Below are 12,772 nucleotides of genomic sequence, written 5' to 3'. Positions count from 1 at the left end.
AACCCTACCAAGGAGAACGATATGGGCTTGCGTATCTGCGCGCTGGCAGTGCTGATGCTGTTTTCGCTGTATACCGGCTGGACGATGCTGATTGCCGAGCAATCACTGCTGGCGTTCGGGCTGGCGCTGTTGTCCCGGCCGGACACTGCCCAGGTAGTCATCGACCTGTACCTCATGGCGGGGCTGGCTTGCCTGTGGATGGTCAAAGACAACCGACTACGGGGCAGTGCCGGCGTCGCGGTGCTGCCTTACCTGCTGCTGACCGTTGTCTTCGTTTCGCTGGGGCCGTTGTTGTACCTGGTGATACGAGGCGTTGCCGGAGGGCGACAGCCATGAGCGGTGCCTTGCAGGTGTACGCGTTGTGCGTGGTCGTGCTGTTTCTCAAGATGTTGTTGGTTTCCTGTTATCAGGGCTATCACCGCTTGCGTTTCGTGGCCTTCACCAACCCGGAGGACGCCGCTGTATTCAAACGCGCCGCACAGGCCACGGAACGCCCGCAGGTGTTGCGTGCAGCCAAGGCATGGGCCAATGACCTGGAAAATATCCCGTCCTTCTTCGCCCTTGGTGGCTTGGCCATCGCCCTCGACACACCGGCGGCGCTCGGTGCCTGGTTAAGCATCGTGTTCACCTGCGCCAGGGCCCTGCACACTTGGGCCTATCTGGCGGGGGTGCAGCCCTGGCGAACGCTGTTCTATGGCGTCGGGGTGGTCTGCCTGTTGGGCTTGTGCGCAATCATCGTGCTGAAGGTACTGAAGGGTTTGCTTCACTGATTCTGGCGAAAGAGCAAAGTTTGCATGAGTCAACTTGATGCTTTCCCGCATTGCTACTAATACTTAGGTACTGCCGGGAGAGGGATGATCATGCAGACGCGCTTTGTGGTGGTTCCAGCGGTGCCGCTCAAGAAAGAAATCTATCCACGCAACCTTGGCTTTCCCGCCACATTGGCGGCGGGCTATGACTTGTATGACACGCAAGAAAAGCTGCGTCTGAGCCTGCACTACCCGACACGCGCCGAAGCTGAGTTTCAATGTGCATGCCGCAACCGTTGTCGGGATGCCGACGAGGCGGATATCGCGGGAATTGGTTGAGCCCAGTGCAACATTGATACATGCAGAAAACCAAGGGCCGCCAGGCGGCCCCAATGCGTTGGGCTGACAGGCGTCAATAAATCTGCGGCACGATGATATCCATCGGCGTCGGGTTGCGAATGTAGTCCTCCTTCCTGACCCGTTGCGGCAGCTCGATCATCGGCACCTCCACTTCTTCATAAGGCATTTGCCCCAGCAGGTGGTGGATGCAGTTGAGCCGGGCTTTTTTCTTGTCGTCGGCCTGTACCACCCACCAGGGTGCCTCGGCGATGTGGGTGCGTTCGAGCATGATTTCCTTGGCCTTGGTGTAGGCCTCCCAGCGCCGGCGTGACTCCAGGTCCATGGGGCTGAGCTTCCATTGCTTGAGCGGGTCGTGCAGGCGGCTGAGAAAGCGCAGGTGTTGTTCCTGGTCGGAAATGGAAAACCAGTACTTGATCAGCTGGATGCCTGAGCGGGCGAGCATGCGTTCGAACTCCGGTACCGTGCGGAAAAACTCCTCGTACTGGTCGTCGTTGCAAAAGCCCATGACCTTTTCCACGCCGGCACGGTTGTACCAGCTGCGGTCGAACAGCACGATTTCGCCTGCCGCCGGCAAATGCGGAACATAACGCTGGAAGTACCATTGCGTGCGTTCGCGATCATTGGGGGCGGGCAGGGCGGCCACCCGACAGACACGGGGGTTGAGGCGCTGGGTGATGCGCTTGATCACGCCACCTTTGCCAGCCGCGTCACGGCCCTCGAACAGGATTACCACCTTGTGGCCGGTCTTGACCACCCAGCTTTGCAGCTTTACCAATTCCCCTTGCAGGCGGAACAGCTCGCGAAAGTAAGTCCTGCGTGCGGCTTTTTCGCTGCCATCCTCGACATGTTCATCAAACAGCGCATTCAGGTCATGGCCGCCTTCGGCCAGTTCCAGCTCCAGTTCTTCATCGCTGTGGTCAAGCAGTTCGCGGTGGATGCGCCGCATCAAGGCGTGTTCTGTGGCGGTCATGGCAAAGGCTCTCGTTAGCGGAAATGGCCAAGTGATAGTCCGCTTCGGTTACCAAGGCATGACATCAAGTTGCCGTCATGGCACAGGTAAAGCGCTCTAACACGCGGATGCCATTCAACAGTCACAAAGCTGTAACACAGCTGATGCAAAGTGTGCCGGCCATCACACGGAGCACTTTTTGATGAAACGCCTGATGAAGTCTGCTGCACTCGCCGTTGCGGTTTCCCTTTGCGCCACTTCGGCAGCCTTTGCTGCAGAAAACGTCCGCCTGACTGGTTCCGGCGCCAGCTTCCCTGCACCGATCTACCTGACCTGGTTCAAGGACTTCAGCAAGAACACCGCTGGCGTCACCGTTGACTACCAGTCCAAAGGGAGCGGGGCGGGTGTTCAGGACTTCCTGAACAAAACCGTCGACTTCGCCGCCAGCGACTCGGCCATGAGCGAAGCAGACATTGCCAAGGTTGGCGAAGGCGTGCAGTTGCTGCCAATGACCGCCGGTGAAATCGTCCTGGCTTACAACCTGCCGGGCAACCCGAAAGGGCTGAAGCTGCCGCGCGATGTGTATTCCAACATTTTCCTCGGCAAGATCACCCAGTGGAACGACCCGCAAATCGCCGCGGCCAACCCTGAGCTGAAACTGCCTGCCACCCCGATTACCGTGGTCGTGCGTGCCGACTCCAGCGGTACCACTGCGGTCTTCACCAAGCACCTGTCGGCCATCAACGCTGACTTCAAGCAAGGGTTGGGTGAAGGCAACACCGTCAACTGGCCGGCCACCGACAAGTTCATCAAGTCGCCGAAAAACGATGGCGTAACCGCCACCGTCCGCCAGACCCCAGGTGCCATCGGCTACATCGAGTACGGCTTCGCCAAGCTGGCCAAGGTCGACTTCGCCGTGCTGCAGAACAAGGCTGGCCAATACGTCGTGCCGAATGCCGAGAGCGGTGCCGAAGCACTGGCTGCGGTGAACATGCCGGAAAACCTGGTGGCTTGGCTGCCGGACCCGGATGGCGCCAAGTCCTACCCGATCACTTCCTACACCTGGATGATCTTCCGCAAGGACAACGGCAACCCGGAAAAGGCCAAGGCCATGCGTGAAATGGTCGAGTACAGCCTGACCAAAGGCCAGACCATCGCCGACTCGATGGGTTACATCCCGCTGCCTGCTTCGGTCGTCGACCAGGTGCGTAAAGCGTCCGCCAACATCCAGTAATACCCAGGCGCTCCCGGTATTGGCATGACGCCATGCCGGGGGTGTTTGTCCCTTGTCCCGGAACTCGCCAATGAACACACCCTTTGCCATACCGGATAACCCAGACTCCGCGTGCCAGCCACCGTCTGCGAAAGACTTCCTGGTCGATCGCACCTTCCGTGCGCTTGCGCGCATTGGTGTGGTGCTGGTGCTGGCGCTGGTCTTCGCGCTGGTCTACGAAGTGGGCCGCAAGGCACTGCCTGGCATCGAAAAGCACGGCTTTGACGTGCTGTTTGGCAGCGTCTGGGACGTCAACCAAGGCAAGTACGGTATTCTGCCAGCGATCTGGGGTACGCTTTACAGCGCCTTGATCGCCCTGTTGATCGCCGGTTTCTTCGGCGTCAGCATGGCCATTTTCCTTACCCAGGATTTTCTTCCGGCCAAGCTCGCCGCGGTGTTTCGCACCATCGTCGAGCTGCTCGCCGCCATCCCCAGCGTGGTCTATGGCCTGTGGGGCATCTATGTGGTCATCCCGGCAATTCGCCCGCTGACCGCCTGGTTGAACAGCGAGCTGGGCTGGATCCCGTTTTTCGGTACCTCCCTCAGTGGCCCCGGCCTGCTGCCAGCGGCGCTGGTACTGGCGATCATGATCCTGCCGACCATCGCTGCGGTTTCCCAGGATGCGCTGACCAGCGTGCCGATGAAAACCAAGCAGGCTGCCTATGGCATGGGGACTACCCATTGGGAAGCCATCCTCAAGGTGATGGTGCCATCGGCCGCTACCGGCATCTTCGGATCGCTGGTGCTGGGCCTGGGCCGTGCGCTGGGTGAAACCATGGCGCTGGCCATGCTGGTCGGCAACGCCAACACCATTTCCCTTTCCTTGTTCGCCCCGGCCAATACCCTGGCGGCGCTGTTGGCGCTGAACTTCCCGGAGGCCGGCCCCAACGAGGTCGAAGTGCTGATGTACGCGGCACTGGTGCTGATGTTCATCACGCTGCTGGTGAACGTGCTCGGCTCGATGATCATGCTCTACGCCCAGCGGGGTAACAAACAATGACTGACCTGACGACCCCTGTGGCCGCGTTGCCCAGCCTGCAGCGCAAGCTGGAAGGCCGTGCCCTGCGCAGCCTGGTATTGACCACCCTGGCCTGGCTGGCGGCGCTGGTGGCCAGCGTGCCGCTGATTTCCGTGCTGTACATGCTGATCACTCGTGGTGGTGCACGCCTTAACCTGGAAGTGTTCACCGAGTTGCCGCCCACCGGCTTCGAGATGGGTGGCGGTTTTGGCAACGCCATGGCCGGCACGTTCGTCATGGTCGGTATTGCCGCCGCCATCGCGGTACCGGTCGGTATCCTGGCCGCGGTGTTCCTGGCCGAGCTAGGCCCGGACAGCAAGCTGGCCAACGCCGCGCGCTTTGCCGCCAAGATGCTTACCGGCCTGCCGTCGATCCTGGCCGGCGTGTTTGCCTACGCCCTGGTGGTGATGACCACCGGTACCTACTCGGCACCGGCAGGCGGTGTGGCCCTGGCGGTGCTGATGCTGCCGATCGTGGTGCTGACCGCCGAAGAGTCGATGAAGATGGTGCCCAAGATCATGAAGGACGCTGCCTACGGCATGGGCTGCACCCGCGCCCAGGTGATCTGGAAGATTGTTTTGCCCACCGGCCTGCCGGCCATCCTCACCGGCGTGATGCTGGCCGTGGCCCGCGCCGCTGGTGAAACCGCGCCACTGCTGTTCACCGCACTGTTCAGTAACTACTGGATCTACCACGACGGTAGCCTGGCGGTCATGAACCCTACGGCCTCGCTCGCCGTGCTGATCTACAACTTCTCCGGCATGCCGTTCGACAACCAGCTCGAGCTCGCCTGGGCGGCCTCGCTGGTGCTGGTAATGATCGTGCTGGTCATCAACATTCTGAGCCGAGTCTTCGGCAAGCCCAAGTATTGAGAAAGGGAGCATCCAACTTGAACGTATCCACTGCGCAAAGAGCCGCTCCCATGGTCAGTGAAGCTACCCCGATCGTCATGGACTGCAAGCTGGACAAGATTTTCTACGGCAATTTCATGGCCGTGCGTGACAGCCATGTACCGATCCGCAAGAACGAGATCACCGGCTTCATCGGGCCGTCGGGCTGCGGCAAGAGTACCGTGCTGCGTAGCCTGAACCGCATGAACGACCTGGTGAAGGGCTTCCGCTTCGAAGGCCATGTGCACTTCCTGGGCCAGGACGTTTATGGCAAGGGCGTTGACCCGGTGGTGGTACGCCGCTACATCGGCATGGTGTTCCAGCAGCCCAACCCGTTCTCGATGAGCATCTTCGACAACGTCGCCTTCGGCCTGCGCCTGAACCGCTACAAAGGCGACTTGGGTGATCGCGTGAAGCACGCCTTGCAAGGCGCCGCGCTGTGGGACGAAGTGAAGGACAAGCTCAAGGTCAGCGGCCTGTCGCTGTCCGGTGGCCAGCAACAGCGCCTGTGCATTGCCCGTGCCATTGCCACCGAGCCAGAAGTGCTGTTGCTGGACGAGCCGTGCTCGGCGCTCGACCCGATCGCTACCCGCCGGGTGGAAGAGCTGATGGTCGAGCTGAAGAAGGACTACACCATCGCGCTGGTGACCCACAACATGCAGCAGGCGATTCGTGTGGCCGACACCACGGCGTTCTTCTCGGTCGATATCTCCCAGGGCACGCGCACCGGCTACCTGGTCGAGATGGGCCCTACCGCGCAGATTTTCCAGAACCCGCGCGAACAACTGACCAGCGACTACATCAGCGGCAAATTCAGCTGAGCCATGCATGCCCAAGGTGGCCGGGTGTCGCAGCCAGGGAGGTTGCAACACCTGGCCGCGTTACCTTCCGTTAAAGTGTTACCCAGGATTTCCAATGCGAGCGATGCGTCGTCTTGATCTGTCAGCGGTAGAGCGCGCACTGCGCGAGGTGCAGGGCCGCTTTGCAGAACTCAGCCAGCATTTCACCGAACCGCGCGACCCGTTCACCGACGAGGTGCTGCTGAATGTGCTTGAAGGCTATGCCCTGATTGACGACTATGTCGCTCGCGGTATCGACCTTTTCGACCTGCAACAGCTGAACCTGATGCTGGAAATCAATGCCACCGTGCTGTGCGGCAGCGACCCGGCCCGCCGCCTGGAGTTCGCCCCGCACCTTGCCGCAACCGAGGCGCACTTTTTCAACAACGTGGAAGGTGGCATCAAGGATTTGTACAACTGGTACTGCTCGTACCGCAGCGATTCGATCTGGAAGCGGGCAGCCGGTGTGTATGTACGTATCCTCAGCAAACCGCAGCTGTTCATCGAAGGCAACAACCGCACCGGTTCGCTCATCGTCAGCTACTTGCTGATGCGTGCCGGGCTGCCGCCATTCGTGCTGTCGCTGGATAACGCCGAGGGTTACTTCAACCCGTCCTCGGTCATACGCAACTCCGCTAAACACGGTGTCAAGGCTTTGTACGAACTCCCCAAGATCAAGAAAAAGTACGCCGCTTTCCTTGAAGCGAAGGCGCCTGAGCCCGGCAAGTTCTTCCTGAGCGGCACACCCGTGCCCGCCTGTGAGGGGCGCCGCTGATGCAACGGTCATCCATGTTCGCACGCGGGCGCCAAGCCATCGAACGCAAGCTCAAGCGTGGCCAGGTGCGCATTTCGTTCGATATCGACGACACGCTCGCCTGCCTGCCCGAGCACGCCGCCGCCGAAGACAGCAAGCTGCCAACCTTCGTCCACCGCTGGCTCGGCGAGCCCCTGCGCAGCGGCACCCGTTCGCTGATTCGCGATCTGCGCCGCCAAGGCTGCAGCATCTGGATCTACACCTCGTCGGGGCGCACCCCGGCTTACATCCGCCGCTGGTTGATGCTGTACGGCATCCATGTCGATGGCGTGGTCAACAGTGACCGGCACCAGCACATCCTGGCGCAGAAAGGCCTGGAAAATTCGCCGTCCAAGCTGCCATCGGCGTTCGACATCGACCTGCATGTCGATGATTCCGAAGGTGTGCGGCTGGAGGGCGTCGACCACGGTTTTCGCGTGGTGGTGGTGTGCCCGAAGGATGAAAACTGGGCGCAGAAGGTGATAGACGCGGCGGCCGATGTGCAGGCGCGGCTGGCCTGGCAACAACCGCACCGTTATGAGATGCCCGTGCGCCAACGCTCGCAGGCGCTGGCTTCCTGAAGTAACGCGATAAGGGGGCCGCAAGGCGGCCCCCAGTTCGTTCAGGCGTATTGATACCCGCCTGCTACTGATGTGTACACCCTAAGTCTTGCGCCCCGGCCCAGGCAGGTACTGGGTCCGAATCATCACGCCATACCCGCCGCTCCAAAGCACCCACCCAATCGCGCCAAAGCAGCGTATCTGGCAATTTGCCCACTTCTGATAATCGCCTCCGACATCCAGTCCCCGTTTGGAGCGCGCCATGCACAACAATAAGCACCTGCCGCCTCGTTTCCTCGCCGCCGCCATTGCCAGTGTTTCTGCCCTGGGCCTGAGCGGTGTCGCCGAGGCCGAGATCATGCTGTACGACAAGGACCAGACGACGTTTTCCACCGATGGCTATATCAACGCCTTCTACGTCAACAGCAAGGTCGACCGTGAGGGCGAACAGTTCGACCGCCGCCAATCGCGGGTGAAAATGGGTTTCTTGCCCAACTACCTGGGCTTCAACATGGGCAAGCAGGTGGATGACCTCAAGCTCGGTGCGCGTGCCTCGTTCTGGGTAACCATCAACGACAGTGAAACCAACGGCACCGACACCGCCATCGACGTGCGTCAGTTCTACGGCACGGTGGCCAACCCCGAATGGGGCGAGGTGCTGATCGGCAAGGACTTCGGGCTGTTCGCTCGTTCCAACATCCTGCTCGACGAACTGCTGGCCGGTTATGGCCAGGTCAGCGACACGCTGGGGCTGGTGGATGGCGGCGGGGTTTCGTTCGGCAACATCGGCAGCGGCTACCCGTACCCGTTCCCCACCTCGCAGATCACCTACCGCACCCCGGTGATGGACGGCCTGCGGGTGGCGGTGGGCATCATGGACCCGGTGGACACCAACGACAGCAGCCCCACCGGCAAGGCCTACCAGGAAAACCCCCGCACCGAGAGCGAGATCACCTACCAGTTCGACCTGGGTGGCGCGCAGATCTACAGCTGGGTCAACGGCAGTTACCAGACCTCTGACAACACGGACTCGACAGTAGAGACGATCACCTCCAAAGGGGTGGGGTACGGGGTGCAGGCGAAAATGGGCGGCTGGTCGCTGACCGGCTCTGGGTTCCAGGCCAAGGGCATCAACCCATTCTTCACCAACAATGCTGGCGAACCGGTGTTGCGCAATGTCGACAGTGACGGCTACCTGCTGCAGGGCTCGTACAAGTTCGGCAAGAACCGCGTGGCGCTGTCCTATGGCAAGACCAAGGACGATGGCAATGGCGCGGTGGGCAGCGGGGCAGACTACGAAACCCGCGGCGTGGCGTTGTTCCACGACATCAACGACAACCTCAAACTGGTGGCCGAGTACAACCAGTTCTCCATTGACGGGCATGACACCAGTGCCCAGAACGAAGACACCGATACCTTTGCGGTGGGCGCGGTGCTGACCTGGTGAGTGGTGGGGGCCGCGAAGCGGCCCCTGCAATGACAGGCTGACAACAGTACTCCCATGGAACCGCCCACCCGCTACCCAAGTAGCATTCGTCCCCCGTACCCACCTTCGTACACTGATCCCTCAGCCACCCCGCGCCGGAGACCACGATGCAGCAGGCCCAAAACGACGGTGTGGTCAGCGCCATGTCCCAGGCAACCGACGCACGGCTGGCAGCTCAGGACCTGGCGCGGCAGTTGCTGCACCCGCACTTGGGTTTCGTGTTGTTCTTCTGTTCCGCCGAATACGACTTGCAGGCCTTGGGCGAAGCGTTGGAGCAGGATTTTGGCGGTATTCGACTGGTCGGTTGCACCAGCGCCGGCGAAATCACCCCGCAAGGCTACGGCCGTAATTGCGTGACGGCGGTGGGCTTCGATCACCGGCACTTTTCCATCGCCACCGAGTTGATCGATGAAATGGAGCGCTTCAGCCTGATTGATGCGCAGCAGATGGTCGAGCGCCTGGTCGGCACCTGCCGCAGCAATACCCTGGCGCCCATCAAGGGCCACAGCTTTGCCCTGACCCTGCTCGATGGATTGTCCAGCCGCGAGGAGATGGTGCTCGCGGCCCTTAGCGCAGCACTGGGGGAAATCCCGCACTTCGGTGGATCGGCCGGTGATGACAACTACCTGAACCGCACCCATGTGTACTACGCCGGAGCATTCCACAACGGCGCAGCGGTGGTGGTGCTGGTCAACACCTGGCTGGACTTTGAAGTGTTCACCACGCACCACATTCTGCCGCGCCAGGAAAAACTGGTGGTCACCGGGGCCGACAGTGCTCAGCGCCGGGTTTTCGAACTGAATGCCGAGCCCGCTGCCGAGGAGTACGCCCGCCATATCGGCGTGCCGGTGGCCGCACTTGATCACCGGGTGTTCGCCGCCCACCCGCTGGCGGTACGCATTCACGATCAGTACTACGTGCGGGCGATTCAGCAGGTGCACCCGGACCTGAGCCTGAGCTTCTACTGCGCGGTGGAGAACGGCATCGTGCTGACGGCCATGACCCCAGGCCCGTTGTTGCCGAACCTGCACCAGCTATTCGACGGTTTGCACCAGCGGCTCGGCCCGTTGCTGCTGACCATCGGTTGTGATTGCTTCCTGCGGCGCCTGGAACTGGAGGCCCGGCACGGCCTGGAGCCAGTCGGTGCGTTCCTGCGCGAGCAACGGGTGATTGGCTTCAACACCTACGGAGAACAGTTCAATGGCATGCACATCAACCAGACCTTTACCGGGGTCGCCATTGCCCGCAACCGGCCGCCTGTCGGTCGCTGAACTGCAGGCCGAGGTTACCCGGCTGCAGCATCAGAACCACAAGCTGCAGCGCATCAACGGCGCGCTGATCGAACGCATCGAGTCCGGGGTAACCCGTGGCAACGACCCTTACGCCGCTTTCCAGCATTCGGTGGTGCTGGCCGAGCAGGTGCGTGAACGCACCGATGCGCTGAACCAGGCCATGGCGGAACTCAAGGCCGTCAACCGCTTGCTCAGCGAGGCCCGGCAGCGTGCCGAGACTGCCCACCAGCACCAGATTCGCCTGATCACCGACAACGTCCCGGCACTGATCGCTTACCTGAACGCTGATCTGGTCTATGAGTTCACCAACAAGGTTTACGAAGAATGGTATTGCTGGCCGCACGGGGTGATGCTTGGCCAGAGCCTGCGTGAGGCCCACAGCGAGCAGCATTACCAGCGCCTGGAAGCCTATGTGGCACGTGCGCTGGCGGGGGAGAGCGTAACCTTCGAGTTTGCCGAAACCAATATCAACGGCCAGGAGCGCTACATGCTGCGCTCCTACGTGCCTAACCGCCTGGCCAGCGGCGAAGTGGTGGGTATTTTCGTGCTGATCCGCGACATCACCGAACGCCGCAACACCGCCCAGGCGCTGCACCAGGCCTATCAGCACCTTGAGCAACGGGTGCGCGAACGCACCGCCGAGCTGACCAGCCTCAACGACCAGTTGCTGCGCGAAATCGAAGAGCGCAGCCAGGCAGAATCGCGCCTGCGCGAGGCCAAGCGCGAAGCTGAACAGGCCAACCTGTCGAAAACCAAGTTTTTGGCCGCGGTCAGCCATGACCTGCTGCAACCGCTGAACGCGGCGCGGTTGTTCACCAGTGCGCTGCTCGAACGCCGTGAGCCGCAGAACGCTGGCCACCTGGTGCGCAATGTCAGCAATTCGCTGCAGGATGTGGAGAACCTGCTCGGCACCCTGGTGGATATATCCAAGCTCGATGCCGGCGTGATCAAAGCCGATGTCGCCCCGTTCGCCCTCAGCGAGTTGATGGACAACCTAGCCGCCGAATACGCCCAGGTGGCGCGCAGCGAAGGGCTGGCGCTGCACTTCGTGGGCTGTTCTGCCGTGGTGCGCAGCGACATCCAGTTGCTGGCGCGCATTCTGCGCAACCTGCTCAGCAATGCCATCCGTTATACCCGCAGCGGGCGTGTGGTGCTGGGGTGTCGGCGCCTGCGTGGTGGCCTGCGGATCGAGGTATGGGACAGTGGCATCGGCATTGCCGAGGAGCACCTGGAAGACATGTTCCTGGAATTCAAGCGCGGTGATGTGCAACGCCCGGACCAGGACCGCGGGCTGGGCCTGGGCCTGGCGATCGTGGAGAAGATCGCCGGCATCCTCGGCCACCGGATCCGCGTGCGTTCGTGGCTTGGGAAAGGTTCTGTGTTCGCGGTCGAAGTGCCGCTGAGCGCCACGGCACCCAAGGCCCAACCGAGCCAGGCGATGTGCGAGCCGATGCTCGAGCGCCTGCGTGGTGCACGGGTGTGGGTGCTGGATAACGATGCGGCGATTTGCGCCGGCATGCGCACCTTGCTGGAGGGTTGGGGTTGCCAGGTGGTCACCGCGTTGTCGGAGGAAGACCTGGCGCGCCAGGTGGACAACTACCACGCCGAGGCCGACCTGTTGATTGCCGACTACCACCTGGACAACGATTGCAATGGTGTCGATGCGGTGGCGCGGATCAATGCCCGCCGCGCCCAGCCGCTACCGGCACTGATGATCACCGCCAACTACAGCAACGACCTCAAGCAACAGATCCGTGAGCTAGGCCACACCCTGATGCACAAGCCGGTGCGGCCGATGAAGCTCAAGACAGCGATGAGCCATTTGCTGGCCGGTGCAGGTCAACGCCGTAGGTAATCGGCGAAATCGATATCGCCGGCACTCAGGATCGCCTGCACCCGGTTGTGCACATTGAGTTTGCGCAATATCGCCGAAACATGGGCCTTGACCGTGGTTTCGGCGATATCCAGGGTGTAGGCAATCTGTTTGTTCGATTCGCCTTTGGTCATGCGCTCGAGCACCAGCAGCTGCTTGCGGGTCAGGGCCTGGAGCATTTCCGGCGGGAAGCTCGGGGCGTCGTTGTGGCGCCGGCTGGTGCTGCTTTTCTGGGCGCGGATGATGTCGGGCGGCAGGTACACATTGCCATTGAGGATTTGCTCGATCGCTTCGATCATCTGTGAGCGTGGCGAGGACTTGGTGATGAAACCCACGGCGCCGTAGGTAATGGCCTGCAGCACGATTTGCTTTTCCTGCTCGGCCGAAACGATCACCACCGGCGTGGTCGGTGCCTCGTTGCGCAGGGTGATCAGGCCGTTGAGGCCATGCATGCCGGGCATGTTCAGGTCGAGCAGGATCAGGTCGAGGTCGTCGTGTGCCTGAGTCAGTGCCAAGGCGCTGTCCAGGTCGGCGGTTTCCATGACTTCACTGCCCTGGAAACCATCGCTGATGACGTTGTGGATGGCTTCGCGAAACAGGGGGTGATCGTCGGCAATCAAAATTTTGTACATGGCCTTTTCACCTTGTTTTTATTGGATGGAGCGGGGCACGCATGCGCAGGCAGGCAAT

Annotated in this window: 14 protein-coding genes; 12 read left to right on the top strand and 2 right to left on the bottom strand. The window is 61.3% G+C overall.

Annotated features, from left to right (window positions below):
• Positions 1-21: 21 nt before the first annotated feature.
• From ACNQP3_RS16340 to ACNQP3_RS16330, 3 genes are all read left to right on the top strand, one after another.
• Positions 22-336, top strand: coding sequence for a hypothetical protein (locus ACNQP3_RS16340; protein WP_060514378.1), 315 nt, complete (start codon positions 22-24; stop codon positions 334-336).
• Positions 333-770 (top strand): MAPEG family protein, encoded by a 438-nt coding sequence (locus tag ACNQP3_RS16335; RefSeq protein ID WP_060493511.1) that lies wholly within the window; start codon positions 333-335, stop codon positions 768-770. The genes ACNQP3_RS16340 and ACNQP3_RS16335 overlap by 4 nt, the downstream gene beginning before the upstream one ends.
• An 84-nt stretch (positions 771-854) precedes the next feature.
• Positions 855-1,088: a hypothetical protein gene (locus ACNQP3_RS16330; RefSeq protein WP_012272770.1), complete on the top strand. Its 234-nt coding sequence runs from the start codon at positions 855-857 to the stop codon at positions 1,086-1,088.
• Positions 1,089-1,161: 73 nt separating this feature from the next.
• Here the strand turns inward: ACNQP3_RS16330 and ppk2 are convergent, their stop codons facing one another.
• Positions 1,162-2,079, bottom strand: coding sequence for a polyphosphate kinase 2 (ppk2, locus tag ACNQP3_RS16325; protein WP_264316219.1), 918 nt, complete (start codon positions 2,077-2,079; stop codon positions 1,162-1,164).
• Between the two features lie 181 nt (positions 2,080-2,260).
• Here ppk2 and pstS point away from each other — a divergent pair, with 181 nt between their 5' ends.
• From pstS to ACNQP3_RS16280, 9 genes are all read left to right on the top strand, one after another.
• Positions 2,261-3,292, top strand: coding sequence for a phosphate ABC transporter substrate-binding protein PstS (gene pstS / locus ACNQP3_RS16320; protein ID WP_012272768.1), 1,032 nt, complete (start codon positions 2,261-2,263; stop codon positions 3,290-3,292).
• A gap of 70 nt (positions 3,293-3,362) precedes the next feature.
• Positions 3,363-4,331 carry a phosphate ABC transporter permease subunit PstC gene (gene pstC, locus ACNQP3_RS16315; RefSeq protein ID WP_004574212.1) on the top strand — a complete coding sequence of 323 codons (969 nt, stop codon included), beginning with the start codon at positions 3,363-3,365 and terminating at the stop codon, positions 4,329-4,331.
• Complete coding sequence (pstA, locus tag ACNQP3_RS16310; RefSeq protein WP_012272767.1) at positions 4,328-5,221, top strand: phosphate ABC transporter permease PstA; 894 nt, start codon at positions 4,328-4,330, stop codon at positions 5,219-5,221. The genes pstC and pstA overlap by 4 nt, the downstream gene beginning before the upstream one ends.
• A gap of 50 nt (positions 5,222-5,271) precedes the next feature.
• Positions 5,272-6,060 carry a phosphate ABC transporter ATP-binding protein PstB gene (pstB, locus tag ACNQP3_RS16305; protein ID WP_012272766.1) on the top strand — a complete coding sequence of 263 codons (789 nt, stop codon included), beginning with the start codon at positions 5,272-5,274 and terminating at the stop codon, positions 6,058-6,060.
• Positions 6,061-6,154: 94 nt separating this feature from the next.
• Positions 6,155-6,853 carry a hypothetical protein gene (locus tag ACNQP3_RS16300; protein ID WP_012272765.1) on the top strand — a complete coding sequence of 233 codons (699 nt, stop codon included), beginning with the start codon at positions 6,155-6,157 and terminating at the stop codon, positions 6,851-6,853.
• Complete coding sequence (locus ACNQP3_RS16295) at positions 6,853-7,452, top strand: hypothetical protein (protein WP_179027823.1); 600 nt, start codon at positions 6,853-6,855, stop codon at positions 7,450-7,452. The genes ACNQP3_RS16300 and ACNQP3_RS16295 overlap by 1 nt, the downstream gene beginning before the upstream one ends.
• A 241-nt stretch (positions 7,453-7,693) precedes the next feature.
• Positions 7,694-8,878 carry a porin gene (locus ACNQP3_RS16290; protein WP_264316218.1) on the top strand — a complete coding sequence of 395 codons (1,185 nt, stop codon included), beginning with the start codon at positions 7,694-7,696 and terminating at the stop codon, positions 8,876-8,878.
• A gap of 146 nt (positions 8,879-9,024) precedes the next feature.
• On the top strand, positions 9,025-10,188 hold the full coding sequence (gene nosP, locus ACNQP3_RS16285) for a nitric oxide-sensing protein NosP (RefSeq protein ID WP_060514377.1): 1,164 nt from the start codon (positions 9,025-9,027) through the stop codon (positions 10,186-10,188).
• Positions 10,157-12,064 (top strand): NahK/ErcS family hybrid sensor histidine kinase/response regulator, encoded by a 1,908-nt coding sequence (locus ACNQP3_RS16280; RefSeq protein ID WP_012272761.1) that lies wholly within the window; start codon positions 10,157-10,159, stop codon positions 12,062-12,064. Before nosP ends, ACNQP3_RS16280 begins: the two co-directional genes overlap by 32 nt.
• Here ACNQP3_RS16280 and ACNQP3_RS16275 read toward each other — a convergent pair.
• Positions 12,049-12,714 (bottom strand): response regulator transcription factor, encoded by a 666-nt coding sequence (locus tag ACNQP3_RS16275; RefSeq protein WP_012272760.1) that lies wholly within the window; start codon positions 12,712-12,714, stop codon positions 12,049-12,051. The two genes, ACNQP3_RS16280 and ACNQP3_RS16275, sit on opposite strands and share 16 nt — an antisense overlap.
• Positions 12,715-12,772: the final 58 nt, after the last annotated feature.

The organism is Pseudomonas sp. LFS074 (assembly GCF_047978165.1).
In the GTDB taxonomy this organism is placed as follows: domain Bacteria; phylum Pseudomonadota; class Gammaproteobacteria; order Pseudomonadales; family Pseudomonadaceae; genus Aquipseudomonas; species Aquipseudomonas putida_P.
This window is presented reverse-complemented; position numbering and strand designations above follow the sequence as displayed.

Excerpts from the sequence above, each read along its gene's own strand:
- ACNQP3_RS16340 (WP_060514378.1), top strand. The coding sequence starts at position 22 with ATGGGCTTGCGTATCTGCGCGCTGGCAGTGCTGATGCTGTTTTCGCTG.
- ACNQP3_RS16335 (WP_060493511.1), top strand. The coding sequence starts at position 333 with ATGAGCGGTGCCTTGCAGGTGTACGCGTTGTGCGTGGTCGTGCTGTTT.
- ACNQP3_RS16330 (WP_012272770.1), top strand. The coding sequence starts at position 855 with ATGATCATGCAGACGCGCTTTGTGGTGGTTCCAGCGGTGCCGCTCAAG.
- ppk2 (WP_264316219.1), bottom strand. The coding sequence starts at position 2,079 with ATGACCGCCACAGAACACGCCTTGATGCGGCGCATCCACCGCGAACTG.
- pstS (WP_012272768.1), top strand. The coding sequence starts at position 2,261 with ATGAAACGCCTGATGAAGTCTGCTGCACTCGCCGTTGCGGTTTCCCTT.
- pstC (WP_004574212.1), top strand. The coding sequence starts at position 3,363 with ATGAACACACCCTTTGCCATACCGGATAACCCAGACTCCGCGTGCCAG.
- pstA (WP_012272767.1), top strand. The coding sequence starts at position 4,328 with ATGACTGACCTGACGACCCCTGTGGCCGCGTTGCCCAGCCTGCAGCGC.
- pstB (WP_012272766.1), top strand. The coding sequence starts at position 5,272 with ATGGTCAGTGAAGCTACCCCGATCGTCATGGACTGCAAGCTGGACAAG.
- ACNQP3_RS16300 (WP_012272765.1), top strand. The coding sequence starts at position 6,155 with ATGCGAGCGATGCGTCGTCTTGATCTGTCAGCGGTAGAGCGCGCACTG.
- ACNQP3_RS16295 (WP_179027823.1), top strand. The coding sequence starts at position 6,853 with ATGCAACGGTCATCCATGTTCGCACGCGGGCGCCAAGCCATCGAACGC.
- ACNQP3_RS16290 (WP_264316218.1), top strand. The coding sequence starts at position 7,694 with ATGCACAACAATAAGCACCTGCCGCCTCGTTTCCTCGCCGCCGCCATT.
- nosP (WP_060514377.1), top strand. The coding sequence starts at position 9,025 with ATGCAGCAGGCCCAAAACGACGGTGTGGTCAGCGCCATGTCCCAGGCA.
- ACNQP3_RS16275 (WP_012272760.1), bottom strand. The coding sequence starts at position 12,714 with ATGTACAAAATTTTGATTGCCGACGATCACCCCCTGTTTCGCGAAGCC.